The organism is Amycolatopsis nivea (assembly GCF_004522235.1).
GTDB classification, from domain to species: Bacteria; Actinomycetota; Actinomycetes; order Mycobacteriales; family Pseudonocardiaceae; genus Amycolatopsis; species Amycolatopsis nivea.
Window position 1 is genome coordinate 85,133 of record NZ_SDLT01000038.1, and the last position, 18,332, is coordinate 103,464.

The 18,332-nt window shown below is 68.6% G+C and carries 11 protein-coding genes; 5 read left to right on the plus strand and 6 right to left on the minus strand.

Annotation, left to right across the window (positions count from 1 at the left end; genetic code table 11):
* Nucleotides 1–3 precede the first annotated feature (3 nt).
* The 5 genes from EIZ44_RS34525 to EIZ44_RS34545 form a co-directional block, all read right to left on the minus strand.
* Nucleotides 4–453: an NUDIX domain-containing protein gene (locus EIZ44_RS34525; RefSeq protein WP_051729588.1), complete on the minus strand. Its 450-nt coding sequence runs from the start codon at nucleotides 451–453 to the stop codon at nucleotides 4–6.
* A complete protein-coding gene (locus tag EIZ44_RS34530; RefSeq protein ID WP_134733367.1) occupies nucleotides 450–1,985 on the minus strand; it encodes an AMP-binding protein in 1,536 nt (511 codons plus the stop codon). Before EIZ44_RS34530 ends, EIZ44_RS34525 begins: the two co-directional genes overlap by 4 nt.
* A complete protein-coding gene (locus tag EIZ44_RS34535) occupies nucleotides 1,982–2,251 on the minus strand; it encodes an acyl carrier protein (protein ID WP_037818694.1) in 270 nt (89 codons plus the stop codon). Before EIZ44_RS34535 ends, EIZ44_RS34530 begins: the two co-directional genes overlap by 4 nt.
* Nucleotides 2,241–3,416: a nucleotidyltransferase family protein gene (locus EIZ44_RS34540; protein WP_134733369.1), complete on the minus strand. Its 1,176-nt coding sequence runs from the start codon at nucleotides 3,414–3,416 to the stop codon at nucleotides 2,241–2,243. Before EIZ44_RS34540 ends, EIZ44_RS34535 begins: the two co-directional genes overlap by 11 nt.
* Before the next feature lie 61 nt (nucleotides 3,417–3,477).
* Nucleotides 3,478–4,608: an acyl-CoA dehydrogenase family protein gene (locus EIZ44_RS34545; RefSeq protein ID WP_240691496.1), complete on the minus strand. Its 1,131-nt coding sequence runs from the start codon at nucleotides 4,606–4,608 to the stop codon at nucleotides 3,478–3,480.
* Between the two features lie 573 nt (nucleotides 4,609–5,181).
* Here EIZ44_RS34545 and EIZ44_RS34550 point away from each other — a divergent pair.
* From EIZ44_RS34550 to EIZ44_RS34565, 4 genes are read left to right on the plus strand one after another with little or no spacing between them, the layout of a single operon-like run.
* Complete coding sequence (locus EIZ44_RS34550) at nucleotides 5,182–13,788, plus strand: non-ribosomal peptide synthetase (protein WP_134733373.1); 8,607 nt, start codon at nucleotides 5,182–5,184, stop codon at nucleotides 13,786–13,788.
* 8 nt (nucleotides 13,789–13,796) lie between these two features.
* The gene (locus EIZ44_RS34555) at nucleotides 13,797–14,756 is read left to right on the plus strand and encodes an ABC transporter ATP-binding protein (protein ID WP_134733375.1); all 960 of its coding nucleotides are present in this window, start codon (nucleotides 13,797–13,799) and stop codon (nucleotides 14,754–14,756) included.
* On the plus strand, nucleotides 14,753–15,523 hold the full coding sequence (locus tag EIZ44_RS34560) for an ABC transporter permease (RefSeq protein WP_037818579.1): 771 nt from the start codon (nucleotides 14,753–14,755) through the stop codon (nucleotides 15,521–15,523). The genes EIZ44_RS34555 and EIZ44_RS34560 overlap by 4 nt, the downstream gene beginning before the upstream one ends.
* Nucleotides 15,520–16,326: an ABC transporter permease gene (locus EIZ44_RS34565; RefSeq protein ID WP_134733377.1), complete on the plus strand. Its 807-nt coding sequence runs from the start codon at nucleotides 15,520–15,522 to the stop codon at nucleotides 16,324–16,326. Before EIZ44_RS34560 ends, EIZ44_RS34565 begins: the two co-directional genes overlap by 4 nt.
* Nucleotides 16,327–16,331: 5 nt before the next feature.
* Here EIZ44_RS34565 and EIZ44_RS34570 read toward each other — a convergent pair whose 3' ends face one another.
* Entirely contained in the window at nucleotides 16,332–17,501 is a 1,170-nt protein-coding gene (locus EIZ44_RS34570; RefSeq protein ID WP_134733379.1) for an MFS transporter, read from the minus strand.
* Nucleotides 17,502–17,602: 101 nt separating this feature from the next.
* Between EIZ44_RS34570 and EIZ44_RS34575 the strand changes: the two genes are divergently transcribed.
* Nucleotides 17,603–18,199, plus strand: a complete 597-nt coding sequence (locus EIZ44_RS34575) for a TetR/AcrR family transcriptional regulator (RefSeq protein WP_134733381.1) — start codon at nucleotides 17,603–17,605, stop codon at nucleotides 18,197–18,199.
* Nucleotides 18,200–18,332 lie beyond the last annotated feature (133 nt).

Consider the following 18,332-nt stretch of genomic DNA (forward strand, 5'->3'; position numbering starts at 1 on the left):
CCCTCAGTAGTGTTCCGCGACGCGGGCCTGGACGAGGCGGGTGTCGCCCCGCAGCCCGTCCAGCCACGACCGGAAGATCTCGGACTTCATCTGCTCCGGGTACTGCTCGGCCAGCATCTCCTCGGGCGTGACCCAGGCGAAGGCGGAGTGCTCGTCGCTCAGCCGGACGTCGCCCGCCGGTTCCCAGCCGACGAACGTCTTCACGTGGAAGACCCGGCCGTCGTCCCACGCGTGCGACCATTCGCGCAGGTACTCGATCTCGCCGAATTCCAGCCCGGTCTCCTCGACTCCTTCGCGCACCGCCGCCGCCTCGGGCGTCTCGCCCGGTTCGATCCGGCCGCCGGGATAGTCGAGGACTCCTTTGAACAACGGGTCGTCGTCCTCTTCCCGGCGCAGCGCGAGCAGTTTCCCGCCCCGCACGGCGATCAAATACACCCCGAACTGGTCTGTCATGGCCCCTCTTCTGTTTCCGCGGCGAACCGGCGCGCTGCCGCGCGCCGGTCGATCTTGCCGTTTCCGTTCAACGGCAGCTCGTCGACGTACACGATCCGCTGCGGGATCATGTACTCGGGCAACCGGTCGCGCAATTCGCGCACCACCGCGTCCGGAGCGCCCGGCGGCCCCGGAAGAACGCAGGCGAGGCACAGGTCGCCGTGGTCGTCCGGAACCGCGAGCACCACTGCCTGCGCGATCTTGAGCTGGTCCCGGACGGCCCACTCGACCTCTTCGAGCTCGACCCGGTGACCGCGCACCTTCACCTGGTTGTCCAGCCGTCCCAGGTAGAGCCAGCCCTCCTCGTGCGCCTGGACCCGGTCGCCGGTGCGGTACCAATGCCGTTCGCCGAGCGGCTCCGAGCCGGCGTAGCGCCTCGCCACGCCGTTCTCGTCCAGTTCGACGAACCGGCCCTCGTTGTCGGCGGGATCGAGGTAGCCGTCGAACCGCTGCGGTCCGCGCACGCACAGCTCGCCGGTGTCGGCCTGCGTCCCGTTCTCGTCCACGACGATGTGCTGGAGGTGCGGGTACGGCGTGCCGATCGGCACCGAAGGGTGCCCGCGCAACCGTTCTTCGACGTTGCGCGGCAACCGGTACTGCGCGCACGAAATGGTGAGTTCGGTCGGTCCGTACAGATTCTCCAGCGTGCTTCGCGGCGCCGCGCGCTGCCAGGCCGCGGCTTGCTCGACCGTCAACGGCTCGCCGCAGAACAGGCTCCACTTCAGCGCAGGCATGGCATCGGGGACGAGAGAGCCGCGTCGCATCGCGTACGACACCACCGACGGCACGGAGAACCAGTGCGTCAGTTCGTTTCGCCGGGCAAAGCCCACCACGGAAAGGAGATCCCGAGAGGACGGGGCGACGAGCGTGGCGCCCGAAGTCCATGCCGCATACAGGTCGAAGACCGACAAATCGAAGGTCAGCTCGAAATTCTGCGACAGCCGCGCGCCCGGTCCGATCTCGTAGCGCTCCACCACGTGGTCCAAGTAGGAGGCGACGTTCTCATGCCGGATCGGCACTCCCTTGGGCGTGCCGGTCGAGCCGGAGGTGAACAGGACGTACGCGAGTTCCTGGGCCGAGGCGGGAGCCGGGCCGAGCGTCCGTCCGCTCCCGATCATCTCCTTCACGTCGACGGCGGACACCGTCACGGTCGGTACGCCCAGGTCTGCCGCGACGTCGTCGGACAGCACCGCGTCGAGTTCCGCGGCGGCGACGCTGGCCGCGTTGCGGGCCGACGGCGCTTTCGGGCTCAGCGGCACACAGGTCGCGCCAAGTCGTTGCACCGCAAGGTATCCGGCATACGCGGTCAGGGAACGACCGCTCAGCAGACCCACCCGTCGCGGCGTCCGGCCGAGGTCCGCGGCGATCCGCGACGCGAGGCCCTCGCACAGCGAGCCGAGTTCCCGGTACGTCAGGGAAGTGCCGTCCAGCTCCAGTGCCGTTCGCTCCGGGAAGCGCGCCACCGCCCCGGCGAACCGCTGGTGCAGGGTCACTTCGTCCCCGCGCGTCTGCCGGGCGCGTCCACCATGTGCTCGCGCACCAGTTCCCACAGCCGCCCCGGCGTCGCGAACGCCTCGAAGGTCAGCGCCTCGTCCGGGAACTCGGTACCGTAAGCCGATTCCAGCCCGACGATGAGGTCCATGATCTTCATCGAGTCCAGGCCGAAGTCGCGCAACGACAGGTCCGGCCGCAGCCGCGGCTCGGAGGCGAGCATCGGCAGCTTCGTCCGGACCGCCTGTTCGAACCGTTCATCCCACACGATCCCCATCCCCTTTCGCACCAGCCTTGAAGATCCGCGCCTGCGCCGCGAACGGCGGTTCGGCCGCCTGCCGGAAAACCAGCGGCTCCCGCGCCGCCAGCCGCGCCCGCATGTCGCCGTCCCAGGCGAGGCTGGTGCCGTCCTTCGCGCCGGCGCTGCGCAGCCACTCCGGCTCCTGGAACCGGCCGAGTCCCAGCTCCGCCACGATTTCGCCGCCGAACAGCTCGTCGACGTGATGGCACACCCACGCGACGGCCGGTCCGAGGTCGTGCCTGCCGATCGTCTCGGTCAGCTCGGCGGCGACCGGCCGGCCGTAGCGCTCCCAGAACTTCCGGATGTCGGCGAACTGGATGAGCCGGAGCCCGCCCGCCTCAGCTGTCCGCTGGAACCACGACTCCCGGAACAAGTGCAGCACCAGGAACAGAAAGCCGTACACCGGGTCGAGAACCGGCAGCTCCGTGCCGTCGCCGAGGCGCGCGGTCGCCCGGCCTTTCAGCACCTCGCTCATCGGCACCTGCCAGGCGCTGCCGTACCAGGTGAGGTTGAACGCGACGTCGACCCGGTTGAACGGCACGCCGGAGCCGGCGGTGAGCCGGTGGAAATGCGGCAGGTGATCGGGGTAGAGCTGGTAGATCAGCTTGTACTCCCGGGGCAGGTCGACGAGCTGTTCGGTCTTGGCGTCGTACTCCTGGCCTTCGCTGTAGCCGAGGTCCCGCAGCGCCGCGGCGAGTTCGCGGCGCTGGTCCGGGCCGACCATGAGGTCCACGTCGGCGAAGAACCGCACGCCCCGGTCGTCGTAAAGCGTGGACTGCAGCACGATGCCTTTGTTGAACACGATGCCGAGCCCGCGTTCCCCGGCCGTGCCGGCGATCTCGCCCGCCGCCTCGGCCAGCAGCCGTGCTCGGTGCCTGGTCCAGTCGAGGGTGTTGTTCAGCAGATGCTGCACCCCGGCCGGGACGTCGTAGATCGCGCCCGCCCGGCGCACGAAGTCGGCGAGCACCGCGACCATCCGGTGGCGTGCGGCGAAGCTGAGCAGCAGATCGATGTCCACGCCCTCGGCGAAGAGCTCTTCGGCCGTTCGCCAGGTCTCGTCGCCGGGGTCGGCGATCGAGATCAGCTCGAGCAACTGCCAGTACGGTTCCTTTTGTGCCACTGAGGTTTTCACGAAATCGCACCATTTCGGGAGGCCATGCGGCACGCTCGGCCGCACGGCGCGAGGGGAATGCTCAGATCAAGGCGACCGAGCGGTCCATCAGGGACAGCCCGCCGACGCCGACCCACAGGCCGTCGTTCGCGTGGTTGAGGCTGGCGGCGCGCAGATCCCGGAACACGCGCTCCAGCGCCACCGGGCTGTTCTTCAGATAGCCGACCCGGAGGCCGCCCAGCTGGATCATGCCGTCGACCGCGCGGAAGGAGAGTTCGGACGCGGCGAGTTTGAGCGAGTTGAGCTGCAGCTGCGTGCACGGATCGGACAGCGACCGGCCGTCCGCCCTCGCCGATTCCACCCGCTCCCGGACCCGCGTCAGGTACGCGCTGGTCAGTTCGAGGTCGAGCCGGATCCGGCCGAGCCGCTCCAGGACGAGGTCCGAGGGCCCGCCGTCGTCGAACTTGCCCGACTTGCGCAGCCACCGGACGAGATCGGCCAGCGCCCCGCGCGCGGCGCCGAGCCAACACGCGGCCCAGCCCAGATGCGACATCGGGATCATGCTTTCCCTTGCCACGCCGCCGAGTTCGCCGTCGCGCAGCACGTTGTGCGCGGGTGCGGCGCCCTCCAGCACCATGCCGATGCTCTCGGTCGCCCGCATCCCGAGGGTGTTCCACTCGCCGACCACGTCGGTGCGCTTGAGGCTCGCCCGATCCGCGTAGACCCAGGCGACGTCGTGGCGCGACGAGTCCGGACCGCGTCGCATCGTGACGAGGTAGCCGTCGGCGTGCGCGCCGCCGGTCACGACCGGAGCGGTCCGCTCGATCACCACGCGGTCGCCGTCCGGCCGCAAGGGAGCGTCCGCCTCGAACAAACTCGCGCCGCGTCCGCGTTCGCTGGTCACCGACGCGATGTAGACCTCGCCGCGCGCGACGCGCGGCAGCAGGTCCGCGCACAGTTCGGGAGTGCCGAACCGGGCGATCGCGTCGACCTGGAAGAAATGCATGGCCCAGATCTGCGCGGTCGACAGGCAGGCGCCCGCCAGCTGCTGGGCGACGTCGGCGAAGACCGCGGGCGAAGCACCGCCGCCGCCGTGCGCGACGGGCGCGGGCAGGCCCAGGAATCCCTGTTCCCGCAACGCGTTCAGCGATTCCACGGGGAACCTGGCGTCCGCGTCGACCTCGGCCGCGTGCTCGCGGAGCACCGGCAGCACCCGGTCTATCCGATCCTGAAGTTCCTTACCTTGAGACAGAGACATCGACGTCCTCGCAAAAAGGCGGTGAACGGCCCCGGCCCGACGAGTCCGGGGAATGGCCGGCAGGCCGGCACCCTTCGGAGAGCGCGACCGGCCCCGCGCACAGCGAGGCTCATCCGGTCGCGGGCAGCGCGGGCGGACTCAGCCGCCGGCGGCCGCCGTCACGGCGACTCCGGGCAAAAAATGACTGTGGCGCGCAAGATCGTGCCTCCCCCTGGCATGTGGTCCCACGTTCAGACTCCGTTAACCTAAGCCTAGGCCGCGGAGAGTGTCAACGGCCGAAAGCAGGGCTGCCGACAACGCCGTTGACAGCGGACGGCCCCTCGGTATACTGACAAATATTTCGCGGAATTAGTCCATTGGATTGAATTCCCCGAGTGCGCGATCACCTCATTTCTTCCGGCGGCCGCCGGCGACTTCTCAGCAGGGGGACAGGATGAGCATCGGCCAGTCAGGCACAGCACCGCCCGTTTAGCGTTTCGTTCACAGCCTCGCCTTATTCGGACACACGAACTTGCGGGTGAAAACAGAATGCGCGAAATAGCCGTTTCGTCGGGCCAGCAGCAACTGTGGATCGCCGACAAAATCAACGCGGTCGCCACCGCGTACAATTTGCCGCTGCTTGTCCGATTCCCCGGCGGAGCCGACGAGCGGGCGCTGCGGAACGCACTGCGCCGGCTCGCCGGACGCCATCCCCAGTTGCGCACCCGCTACGCCGAGACCGAAGCCGGGCTCTCCGCGACCTGCGCGGACGAACCGGAGATCCCGCTCGGCCACCGCCGGTGCGACGACGGCCGGAACTGGGAAGACCTGGTGCTCGATGCGACAAAAGAGCCGTTCGACCTGGGGATCGGTCCGCCCGCGCGCGCACTGCTGCTGCACCGCGGCGGCGACGCCGACCTGCTGTGCCTGGTCTGCCACCACATCGCCGTCGACGGCTGGTCCTACCGGCTGCTGCTGCGCGACTTCCTCGCGTTCTACGACCACGAGCTCACCGGCGAGGACACCGGGCTCGAACCGCTCGAGACGGGCTACGAGGATTTCGCGGCCGGGGAAAAACGCCGTTCCGAAACCGGCAAGCTCGCCGACGACCTCGCCTATTGGCGAGAGAAAATGGCGGGATTCGAACGCCTCCGGCTGCCCGCGGATTCGTCCCGGCGAAGTGCATCGGCGAGTCCCGGGGCGCAGGTCGAGATCGAACTTTCCGAAGAAACGACATCGACCCTCAAGAAACTCAGCCTCCGGACCCGCAGCGCGTTTCCCAATGTCGTCGCAGCCCTCTTCCAGACGCTGGTCTCGATACAAAGCGGCCAGCAGGACGTCACCACTGGAATCGTTCTCAACGGACGCACCGATCCGCGCTTTCGCGACGTCGTCGGGTTCTTCGTCAACACCGTCCCATTGCGAAGCAGAATTTACACTGGGCTAACATTCCGTGAACTGGCGCGCGCGGTGCATGCCGATGTCCGGGACGCCGTCGACCGCCAGCGGGTGCCGCTCGGCGACCTGGCCGCGGCGGCTCAGGCGGACCGGTCCGCCGCGGGCAACCCGCTTTTCGACGTGGTGTTCCTGCATCACGGCGAGTTCGAATCGGCCGAGGACGCGAAATCGTCCACGGGGGCCGAACGGCAGCACTGGACGAACCCGGTGACCCGGTTCGATCTGGAGTTCCGGTCGATGGTCGTCGACGGACAGCTGAAGGTCGTGCTGACCTACCGGTCCGATCTGTTCGAACGCGACACCGTCGAACGCATGGCCGCGCGGTTCGCGCTGCTCGCCGCGAAGGCGACCGCTGAGCCCGACGCGACGATCGGGCGACTGGGCGGGGCGACGGACGAGGAACTGGCGGTCCTGGCGTCCTGGAACGACACCGCGGCGCCGGTGCCGGAAACGGATCTGTGGCAGTTGCTGCAGGCACAGGCCGAGCGTTCCCCGGACGCGGAAGCGATCGTGTTCGGCGACGAGCGCGTCTCGTACGCAGACCTGCACCAGCGCGCCGCCGCGCTCGCGACCCGGCTGGCCGAGCACGGCGCTGGACCCGGCCGGATCGTCGCGGTCGCGCTTCCCCGTTCGGTCGAACTGGTCGTGGCCCTGCTCGCCGCACTGCGCACCGGAGCCGCCTATCTGCCGCTGGACGTCGACCTTCCCGACGACCGGCTCCGCTGGATGATCGACGAGGCCGACACCGCCGCGCTCGTGGCCGAACCCGGGTTCGGCGACCGCCTTCCCGGCACCGCGCCGATCGTCTCCGCTTCCGGCACGGCACCGGTCAGACCGGCGGTCCGGGTCCCGGGAACCGCGCCGGCCTACGTGATCTACACGTCCGGCTCGACCGGCCGGCCCAAGGGCGTCGTAGTGCACCACGAGGCGATCGTCAACCGGCTCCGGTGGATGCAGCACAAGTTCGAGCTGACCGCCGAGGACCGGGTCGTCCAGAAAACCCCCGCGTCCTTCGACGTGTCCGTGTGGGAATTCTTCTGGCCGCTCATCCAGGGCGCGACCCTGGTCGTGGCGAAACCCGGCGGCCACCGCGATCCCGCCTACCTCGCCGAACTGATCCGCACCGAACGCATCAGCATCGCCCACTTCGTCCCGTCCATGCTCCGCGCGTTCCTCGCCGAACCCCGCTCAGCCGAATGCACCAGCCTGCGCGCGGTCGTCTGCAGCGGCGAAGCACTGCCGCCGGACCTGCAAAACACCTACTACGAAACCCTGCAAGCTCCCCTGTTCAACCTCTACGGCCCCACCGAAGCCGCCGTCGACGTCACCAGCTGGGACTGCCGCCCCGGGCACCCCGCCGTTCCCATCGGACGACCGGTCTGGAACACCCGCGCCTACATCCTCGACAACGACCGCAACCCGCGCCCCATCGGCACGCCCGGAGAGCTGTATCTCGCGGGAGTCCAAATCGCGCTCGGCTACCTCAACCGCCCCGACCTCACCGCCGAACGATTCCTCCCCGACCCCTGGGGACCGCCCGGCTCACGCATGTACCGAACCGGTGACATCGCGCGCTGGGACGCCACCGGCAACCTCCATTACCTCGGCCGCGCCGACAACCAGGTCAAAATCCGCGGCCAGAGAATCGAACTCGACGAAATCACCGCGCTCCTCAACGAACATCCCGGTGTCGCCCACGCAGCCACCACGATCCGCGAAACGACCCCCGGGAACCCGCAGATCGTCAGCTACGTCGTCCCCGCCGAACCCTATCTGCGACGCGTCGCCGAACTCGACGCCGATCTCCCTCGCCACCGCCTGCCCAACGGCGCCGTCATGACCGGCCGCACCCAAGCCGAAATCGACTTCCTCTACGAAGAAATCTTCGACAACAACGAATACCTCCGACACGGAATCCACCTCAACCCCGGCGACACCGTCATCGACATCGGCGCCCACATCGGCATGTTCGCCCTCTTCGCCCACAGCCAAGCCGACGACATCACCATCTACGCCTTCGAACCCATCCCCCAGCTCCACCAAGAACTCACCGTCAACACCACACTGCACAACATCAACGCACATCTCTTCAACCACGCACTAGGAGACCAGGACACCACCACCACCTTCACCTACTACCCGCAACTGTCGATTCTCTCCGGACTGCACGTCGACGAAACCCAAGACCGGGCCTCAGTCCACGCCTACGCCCACCGGTACGGCGACGCCGACCCGCTGGTCGACGACCTGATCACCGAACGTCTCCACGACCGCCACGAAATCACCACCCGAATCCGGCCCCTCTCCGACATCATCGACGAACACCACATCTCCACGATAAATCTTCTCAAAATCGACGCCGAAAAATCTGAACTCGAAATCCTCCACGGCATCCGACCCGAACACTGGAAAACAATCCGGCAAACCGTCATCGAAGTCCACGACATAAACAACCGCGCCCACACCATCACCGCGATGCTCGAAGACCGCGGCTTCACCGTCACCACCGAAACCGCCGCCACCCTCACCGGCTCCTCTCTCGTCAACATCTACGCTGCCCGCGAACCCGCACCCACCGCGCCACGGCCCGTCGCCTTCACCACCACCGACGACCTCGCCGCCGCGCTCCGCGACCACCTCGCCGCCCACCTTCCGCGCTACATGCTCCCCGCCCACTACGTCGCCATTCCCCGAATCCCCCTCTCCCCCAACGGAAAACTCCACCACGCCGCGCTCCCCGCACCCCCGGACGCGACCGTCACCCGCGACAACCGGCCGCTCACCCCTCAAGAACACATCCTCGCCGACCTTTTCGCCGCCGTCCTCGAGCGGCCCGCGATCGGCCTCCACGACAACTTCTTCCAGCACGGCGGCCACTCCCTCCTCGCCGCCCGCCTCGCCACCGCCATCCACACGACGCTCGACCGACCCACCACCATCGCCGACATCTTCGAGTACCCGACGGTGAGCACGCTCGCGGCCGCGCTCGACCAAGAACGGCGCCCGGCAGAGCTGCCGCCGGTCACCGCGCGGCCACGGCCGGAATCCGTGCCGTTGTCCTTCGCACAGCAGCGGTTGTGGTTCCTGAACCAGACGCAGCACGGCGACCCGACCTATCACCTGCCGACCGTCCTGCGGCTGCGCGGCGAAGTGAACCGGCAAGCGCTGTCGGCCGCCCTCGACGACGTGAGCCGACGGCACGAGGTGCTGCGCACCACCTTCCCGGTCGTCGACGGCCGGCCCCGGCAGGAGGTCCGTCACGACGCGCGGATCGAACTGACGGAAGTCAGCGCCGAGCTTTCCGCGCTGCAGGACCTGATCGACGCGGCGGCCGGCCGTGCGTTCGACCTGGCCAGCGAACTGCCCCTCCGGGCGACCCTGTTCCGGCTCGGCCCGGCCGACCACGTGCTGCTCCTGCTCGTCCACCACATCGCGAGCGACGGCTGGTCGATGGCTCCGCTCAGCCGCGATCTCTCGACCGCGTACCGCGCCCGCCTCGCCGGAAACGATCCACAGTGGACACCACTGCCGGTCCAGTACGCGGACTACGCGGTCTGGCAACGAGATCTCGGCGACGACTCGTACGCGCGGCAGCTGGAGTACTGGCGGACCGCGCTCGCCGGACTGCCCGAGGAACTGCCGCTGCCGTTCGACCGGCCCCGTCCGCGCACTCCGACCAACCGCGGGGCGTCAGTCGACCTCGCGCTGAGCGCGGCGACTCACGAACGAGTGCGCGAGCTCGCCACGCAAACCGGCACCAGCACCTACATGGTCCTGCAGGCGGCGCTGGCCGTCTTGCTGTCCAGGCTAGGGGCAGGCCCCGACGTCCCGATCGGCGGCATCACCGCAGGCCGGACCGACGTCGCGCTGGCGGACCTGGTCGGCTTCTTCGTCAACACGCAGGTGCTGAGAATCGACCTCTCGGGCGCGCCGACCTTCCGCGAGGTGCTGGCCCGGGTGCGCGCGGTCGACCTCGCCGCGTTCGACCACCAGGACGTTCCCTTCGACACCGTCGTGGAACTCGTCAATCCGCCTCGGCTGCTCTCCCGGCACCCGCTTTTCCAGGTCATGCTGACCACCCGCACCCAGGCCGAATACGAGTTCGTCCTGCCAGGGCTGTCGGTCGAGCCGCTGCGCGCGGACGTCCGCACCGCCAAGTTCGACCTGACTTTCGGCTTCATCGAACAGTTCGCCGACGCGGGCGGCAGCGCGGGCATCGAAGGCAAGATCGAGTACGCCACCGACCTGTTCGACGCCGGCACTGTCCAGCGGATGGCCCGGCAACTGTCCTCGCTGCTGGACCGGGCCGTCGCCGAGCCTGACACGGCGGTCGGGCAGTTGAGCGTGGTGACGGACGAGGAACTGGCGGTCCTGGCGTCCTGGAACGACACCGCGGTCCCGGTGCCGGAAACCGGGTTGTGGGAGTTGCTGCAGGCACAGGCCGAGCGTTCCCCGGACGCGGAAGCGATCGTGTTCGGCGAGGAACGCGTCTCGTACGCAGACCTGCACCAGCGCGCCGCCGCGCTGGCGACCCGGCTGGCCGAGCACGGCGCCGGTCCTGGGCGTGTTGTCGGCATCGCATTGCCGCGCTCAGTCGACCTCGTCGTGGCCCTGCTCGCCGCACTGCGCACCGGAGCCGCCTACCTCCCGCTGGACATCGACCTTCCCGACGACCGGCTCCGCTGGATGATCGACGAGGCCGAACCCGCCGCCCTGGTGGCCGACCCAGCGTTCCGGCACCGTTTCCCCGGGACCGCACCGATCGTGGCCGCCCCCGGTGACGGTGCCGTTGTCGCGCCAGCACGCCCGGTTCGGGGCGACGCACCCGCTTACGTGATCTACACGTCCGGCTCGACCGGTCGGCCTAAAGGCGTCGTAGTGCACCACGAGGCGATCGTCAACCGGCTCCAGTGGATGCAGCACAAATTCCGCCTCACTCCCGACGACCGCGTCATTCAGAAAACCCCCGCGTCCTTCGACGTCTCGGTCTGGGAATTCTTCTGGCCGCTCATCCAGGGCGCGACCCTGGTCGTGGCGAAACCCGGCGGCCACCGCGATCCCGCGTATCTCGCCGACCTGATCCGCACGGAAGACATCAGCATCGCGCATTTCGTCCCGTCCATGCTTCGCGCTTTCGTAGCCGAACCTCGCGCAGCCGATTGCACGTCGCTCCGCGCGGTCGTCTGCAGCGGTGAAGCACTGCCGCCGGACCTGCAAAACACCTACTACGAAACGCTACAGGCACCGCTGTTCAACCTCTACGGGCCTACCGAAGCCGCCGTCGACGTCACCAGCTGGGACTGCCGCCCCGGACATCCGACGGTCCCGATTGGCAAGCCCGTCTGGAACACCCGCGCTTACGTGCTAGACGAACACCGCGACCCGCGCCCCATCGGCACGCCCGGAGAGCTGTATCTCGCGGGAGTCCAAATCGCACTCGGCTACCTCAACCGCCCCGACCTCACCGCTGAACGATTCCTTGCCGACCCATGGGGGTCGCCAGGCGATCGGATGTACCGGACCGGCGACATCGCGCGCTGGGACGCCACCGGCAACCTCCACTATCTCGGCCGCGCCGACAACCAGGTCAAAATCCGCGGCCAGAGAATCGAACTCGACGAAATCACCGCGCTCCTCAACGAACACCCCGGTGTCGCCGACGCCGCCACCGCCTTGCGCGAAACCACCCCTGGCAACCCGCAAATCGTCAGCTACGTCGTCCCCGCCGAATCCTATCTGGGACGGCTCGCCGAACTCGATACCGACCTCCCTCGCCACCGCCTGCCCAACGGCGCCGTCATGACCGGCCGCACCCAAGCCGAAATCGACTTCCTCTACGAAGAAATCTTCGACAACAACGAATACCTCCGACACGGAATCCACCTCAACCCCGGCGACACCGTCATCGACATCGGCGCCCACATCGGCATGTTCGCCCTCTTCGCCCACAGCCAAGCCGACGACATCACCATCTACGCCTTCGAACCCATCCCCCAGCTCCACCAAGAACTCACCGTCAACACCACACTGCACAACATCAACGCACATCTCTTCAACCACGCCCTAGGCAGCGATAACACCACCGCGACCTTCACCTACTACCCGCAGTTGTCCATCCTTTCCGGCAGGCACGCCGACGAAGACCAGGACCGCGCCTCAGTCAACGCCTACGCCCACCGCGACCCCGACGCCGGCCCGCTCGTCGACGACCTGATCACCGAACGCCTCCACGACCGCCACGAAATCACCACCCGAATCCGCCCCCTCTCCGACATCATCGACGAATACCACATCGCCGTCATCGACCTCCTCAAAATCGACGCCGAAAAATCCGAACTCGAAATCCTCCACGGCATCCGACCCGAACACTGGAAAACAATCCGGCAAACCGTCATCGAAGTCCACGACATAAACAACCGCGCCCACACCATCACCGCGATGCTCGAAGACCGCGGCTTCAGCGTCACCCGCGAAACTCCGGAAACCCTCACCGGTTCCACACTCGTCAACCTCTACGCCACCCGCGAACCCTCGGCCTCCGCCCAGATTCCCCGCACACCACAGCACCCGACTCCCGCGGGCCTCGCCGCCGCGCTCCGCGACCACCTCGCCGCCCGGCTTCCGCACTACATGCTCCCCGCCCACCACGTCGTGATCCCTCGGATCCCCCTCTCCCCCAACGGAAAACTCGACCGCTCCGCGCTCCCGGCACCGCACGTCGCCGCTGCCCTGGACACCCGGCCCGCGACGCCCCAGGAACAGGCCCTCGCCAGACTCTTCGCCGCCGTCCTCGAGCGGCCCGCGATCGGCCTCCACGACAACTTCTTCCAGCACGGCGGCCACTCCCTCCTCGCCGCCCGCCTCGCCACCGCCATCCACACCGCCTTCGACCGCCCCGTCACCATCGCCGACGTCTTCCAGGCGCCGACGGTCGAGCAAATGAGCGAACTGCTGGAGAGAAACCAGCTCGACGATCCGTTCCGGGTGCTGCTCCCGCTCGCTCCCGGAAGGTCCGGAACCCCGCTTTTCCTGCTGCACCCCGGAATCGGCATCGGATGGGCGTACGCGGGGTTCGCCGGCCATTTACCGGACCTCCCGCTGTACGCCGTGCAGGCCCGTTCTCTCTCCGAAGCCTCCTACACTCCGGGCAGCTTGCGAGAGATGGCGCGGGACTGCCTGGCGCAGATCCGGCGAGTACAGCCCGACGGCCCGTACCGCTTGCTGGGCTGGTCCTTCGGCGGGAACCTCGCGCACGAGACAGCCGTCCTCCTCCAGGAGTCCGGTGCGAAGGTCGAACTGCTGGCGATCGCCGACGGCTACCCGTACGCGGGAGAACCCGGCAGCGACGGATGGAGCGCGCGGGCCAGCGAGGAATGGGTCGAACGGCTGCGGCTGGGAGACGGCGCCCTGCAGTCGATGAGCCGGGAACAGCTGAACCGCGTCTCGGAGGTGCTGATGACGAACATGCGCCTCGCCGAAGCCCACGAGCCTGCCCGGTTCCGCGGCGACGTCGTGTTCTTCCGCGCACAGGGCCACCGGGACGTGCCCGCCCAGAAGCCGGAGGCGTGGCAGCCGTTCGTCGCCGGAGAGCTGGCGGTGCACGACGTTCCCGCCGGCCACCATCACCTGCTCGACCCCGAACCGCTCACCCGGATCACCGCGGTGCTGCGGGACCAGCTGACTTCGCGACAGGAATGAGCATCCCCATGGGACACGGTGAAACGAAAGCAGTCGAGATCCACGGGCTCTGCCGCGTCTACCAGCGCAAAAAGGAGGTTAGGCACGCGCTCAGCAACGTCGATCTCGAAGTGGCCGAGGGACAGGTGCACGGACTGCTCGGCCCGAACGGAGCGGGCAAGACCACCCTGTGCAAGATCCTCTGCACAGTCCTGCTGCCGACCTCGGGCAGCGCGAAGATCCACGGGCACGACGTGGTCGCGGACGCCGACGCGGTGCGGCGCGCCATCGGCATCGTCTTCGGCGGCGAACGGGGTCTGTACCTCCGGCTGACTGCCCGTCAGAACCTCCTCTACTGGGCCGCGCTGTACCGGCAGCCGCGCAAGACGGCCAAGAAACAGGTCGTCGCGCTGCTGGACCGGCTCGGTCTCGCCGATCGCGCCGACGACCCGGTCGAGACCATGTCCCGGGGCATGAAGCAGCGGCTGCACCTCGCCCGCGGACTGATCGGCGACCCCAGGGTGCTGATCTTCGACGAGCCGACCGTCGGCATGGACCCGGTCGCGGCGCGGGACTTCCGCCGGCTCGTCGCCGAACTCCGGGACGACGGCCGTTCGATCCTGGTCACGACGCACGACATGGCCGAGGCCGAGGCGCTCTGCGACCGCGTGTCCCTGATCGACGGCGGCCGGATGCTCGCGACCGAGGAACCGAAGACCCTCGGCCAGTGGATTTCCCGTTACGAGCGGGTCGTCGCCGGGCAACTGCCCGCCGAGGCCAGGCGCCGGATCGAAGCGCTGCCGGGAGTCGCCTCGGTCGCCGAACGGCCAGACGGCTCCGCGGTGATCGAGACGGCCGCGGAGGGCGCCTCGGCCGAGGTGCTGCGCGCACTGCTCGACGCGGGCGTCACCCAGGTTTCGGCTGCGCGGCCCAGCCTCGAAGAGGTCTATCTGCGCGTGATCGGGGATCGAGGGCTCAGCGTCCGATGATCTCCCTCTTCCTGTCTTCCGCGCGATTCCAGCTCTCGGTCCTTCGCCGCACGCCGGACTACCTGCTGTCGCTGGTGACGATCCCCCTGCTGGCGATCGCGATGCTGGCGATCATGCGCCAGGCGGGCCGGGCGGACCTGGCCCCGTACGCCATCATCGGCTCGGCCATGATGACGGTCTGGGCCACCGCGCTGTTCGTGTCCGGCGAACTGATCGACATCGAACGATGGGGCGGCACCCTCGAAGGGGTGCTGGCCGCGCCCGCACCGTACCCGGTGCTGCTGCTCGGCCGGATCGCCGCGATCACCGTGGTCAGCTTCGGCGGGCTGGCCGAGAGCTCCGTCGTCGGATGGGCGGTCTTCGGTTCGGTCGTCACCGTCGCCCATCCCGTTCTCTTCGTGCTCACCCTGGTCTGCACCGCGGCGGCGATGGTGGGCACCGCGTCGATCATGGCGGCGCTGTTCGCGCTCGCCCGCTCGGCCCGGATCTTCCAGAACTCGATGTCGTATCCGTTCTACATCCTGGGCGGGACGATCGTGCCGATCTCGTTCCTGCCGGACTGGGCCCAGCCGGTCGCCAGGGTGTTCTTCCTTTCCTGGTCCTCGGACCTGCTTCGCGACTGCCTGCGCCCCGAGGCCCCGCACCAGCCGGTGCTGCGGCTGGCGATCGTGCTCGGGCTGGGCGGGGCCGGGCTGGTCGCCGGGACAGCGCTGATGAAGGCGATCCTGAACAGACTGCGACGCAACGGGACGGTGGGGTACGCGTGAGGGGCTCGGTGCTGGAGAACGGCAGGATTCTGCGCTGCGCGGCGGTCAGCGCGCTGACCGACATGCGCTCCACCTACACGTGGAAATCGTGGACGTTCGCGTGGCTCGCCCGGATCCTGTGCCAGGTCACGCTGTTCGCGCTGATCGGGCGCTTGCTCGGGTCCCAGTCCAGCCTCGAGTACCTGGTCGTGGGCAACTCGGTGTACATCACCGCCGACGTGGTGCTGCTGGTGGTCGCGAGCACCTCGTGGGAACGGCTGACCGGCACTTTCCCGCTGCTGGCCAGCAGCCCGTCGGACCCGTTCGTCGTGCTGGTCGGCCGCAGCGTGCAATGGATGCTGGACGGCATCGCGTGCAGTTCGGTCTGCCTGCTGTTGCTGGCCCCGGTGCTCGGCGTGCGGCTGCCGGTGGGCGCCGCCCTGCTCTCGGTGCCGATCATCGTCGTGGTGAGCATCAGCGCCTACGCGTTCGGCCTGACGATCGGGATGCTCGCGCTCCGGTTCATGCCGGCGCGCAACCTGATCGGACGGCTGGCCAGCATCATGCTCATGATCGTCACCGGCGTCCAGGTGCCGGTGGCCTTCTGGCCCGGCTGGGTGCGGGCGGTCAGCCAGGTCGTCCCGCTCACGCACGGCCTGCAGGCGGTGCGCGACGTGCTGCACGGGGCGGGCGCCGGACAGGTCCTGCCGAATGTCGCGCTGGAACTGGCTGTGTTCGCGGGCTGGCTGCTGATCGCGTTCCTGGTCTGCCGCCGGATCTTCGCGACGGGCCGCCGCGACGGCACCATCGAGTTCGGCGGCTGACCGGCTCAGCCGCGGGGCTTCATCGCGGACGCGAACACCACCGCCACCAGGCACAATGCCAGCGGAAGCAGGAACGCGACGTTCAGCGGCACCCAGTGCGCCAGCCCGCCGATGATCGCCGGTCCGGCCAGCAGCCCGACGTAGCCGACGCCGACCACCCGCGCCATCAGCGCCCCCGACGCGCGTTTGTCCAGGTTGCCCGCCGCGGTGAACAGCTGCGGGACGCCGCCGGACAGCCCGAGCCCGAACAACGCCCAGCCGCACAACGACAGCGGCACCCACGGCGCGAGCGACGCGATCGCCAGTCCCAGCGCGGCGAGCCCGCTGCCGTAACGGACCACCGCGACCGGTCCGGCCAGCGCGGCGACCCGGTCGGTCGCGAACCGGCCGACGGTCATCGCCACCGCGAACGAACCGTAAGCCAGGGCGGCGGTGCTTTCGGACGTCCCCAGCCCGTCCCGGAGATACAGCGCGGCCCAGTCGTTCGCGACGCCCTCGGACAGCATCAGCGCGAAAGCCAGCAGACCGAGCAGCCACACCACGCGCATCGGGGTGCGGGCCGGTTTGGCTTCCTCGGTGGTTTCTTCGGCGGTCTCCTCCGACGAGTCGAGCAAGTACCGGCGGACCACCAGCGAAACCACGATGCACAGGACTCCGGTACCGCCGAGCGACACGAGCGTCGGCACTCCCGCGCCCAGCACCGCCGCACCGACGACGGCCGCGATCGCACCGCCGATCGACCACATCGCGTGGAAGGCAGCCATGATCGGCCGCGGATAAGCGCGTTCGACGACCACCGCGTGCGCGTTCATCGCGACGTCCAATGAGCCGTTGAAGAAGCCGAACGCCGCGAGCGCGAGCCCGAGCGTCCACCAGTTCGCCGCGAACCCCGGCAGCACCACCGCGACCCCGACGAGCACCCCCGCGACGGACACCACCCGCGGATGCCCGAACCGGTCCGCGAGCGGCCCGGTGACCTGCATCCCGATCAGCGCCGATCCGCCGAGCACGAGCAGCAGCGCCCCGAGCGCGGTGTGCGAGACGCCGGTCGCGCGCTCGATCACCGGGATGTGCACCACCCACATGCCGACCGCGAACCCGCACAGGGCGAACACGATCCAGGTGCCGACGCGCGCCGCGCGGGGCAGCACCGGGGGCGGGGAAAGCTCGGTCATCGGGCTCGGCTCCTCTTCGGGGGTCGGGTCCAGTCAGGAACACGGGTGCGGGAGGGGCTGGGGCATGATGGGCGGGTGGAAGCCGAACCGATCGCCGCCCCGTGAGCGAGGGCTATCTGAAGGGCAGAATCCGCCGGGAAGACATCGTGTCAGCGGCCGCCGCGGTGTACGGCGAGGCCGGCTACCACGGTGCGTCGCTGCGGGAAATAGCCAAACGAGCAGGCATCACCCACGCCGGCTTGCTGTACCACTTCCCGACGAAGGAAGCTCTGCTCGCGGCGGTCCTGGAACGCCGCGACGCCGAGGACGCCGTCCGGGAACAACTCTCCGCCCCGCCCGGCTTGGAAGTCCTGCGCCGCTTCATCGCGCTGGCCGAATACAACATCCGCCACCGGGGCATCGTCGAGGTGTACTCCCGCCTCGCCGCCGAGGCGGTGTCGGAGGACCACCCCGCACACGCCTACTTCGCCCGCCATTACCGCGAGGCCCGCGAGAGCATCGCCCAGTCGTTCCGCGCGCTCGCCGAAACAGGCGAGCTGCGCCCCGGCACGGACCCGGACTTGGCGGCACTCACCTTCATCGCACTGATGGACGGCCTCCAGGTCCAGTGGCTCACCACCCCCACGCAAGTAGATGCAGTCGGTTCCCTCCGCCTCTCTCTGCAAACTCTCCTGACCGTCCCCCTGTTCCCGAAATAGGCGAAACCCGAAAATCCACCCCTGGATGGCGGATCTCCGCCAGCGCCGTCCGTGAGGGCCACCCTCATTGACTCTGATTCCCTCAGGGTTCCCCTCACGACCCTCCACCGTCCGTGAGGGGCCCCTTCACTGA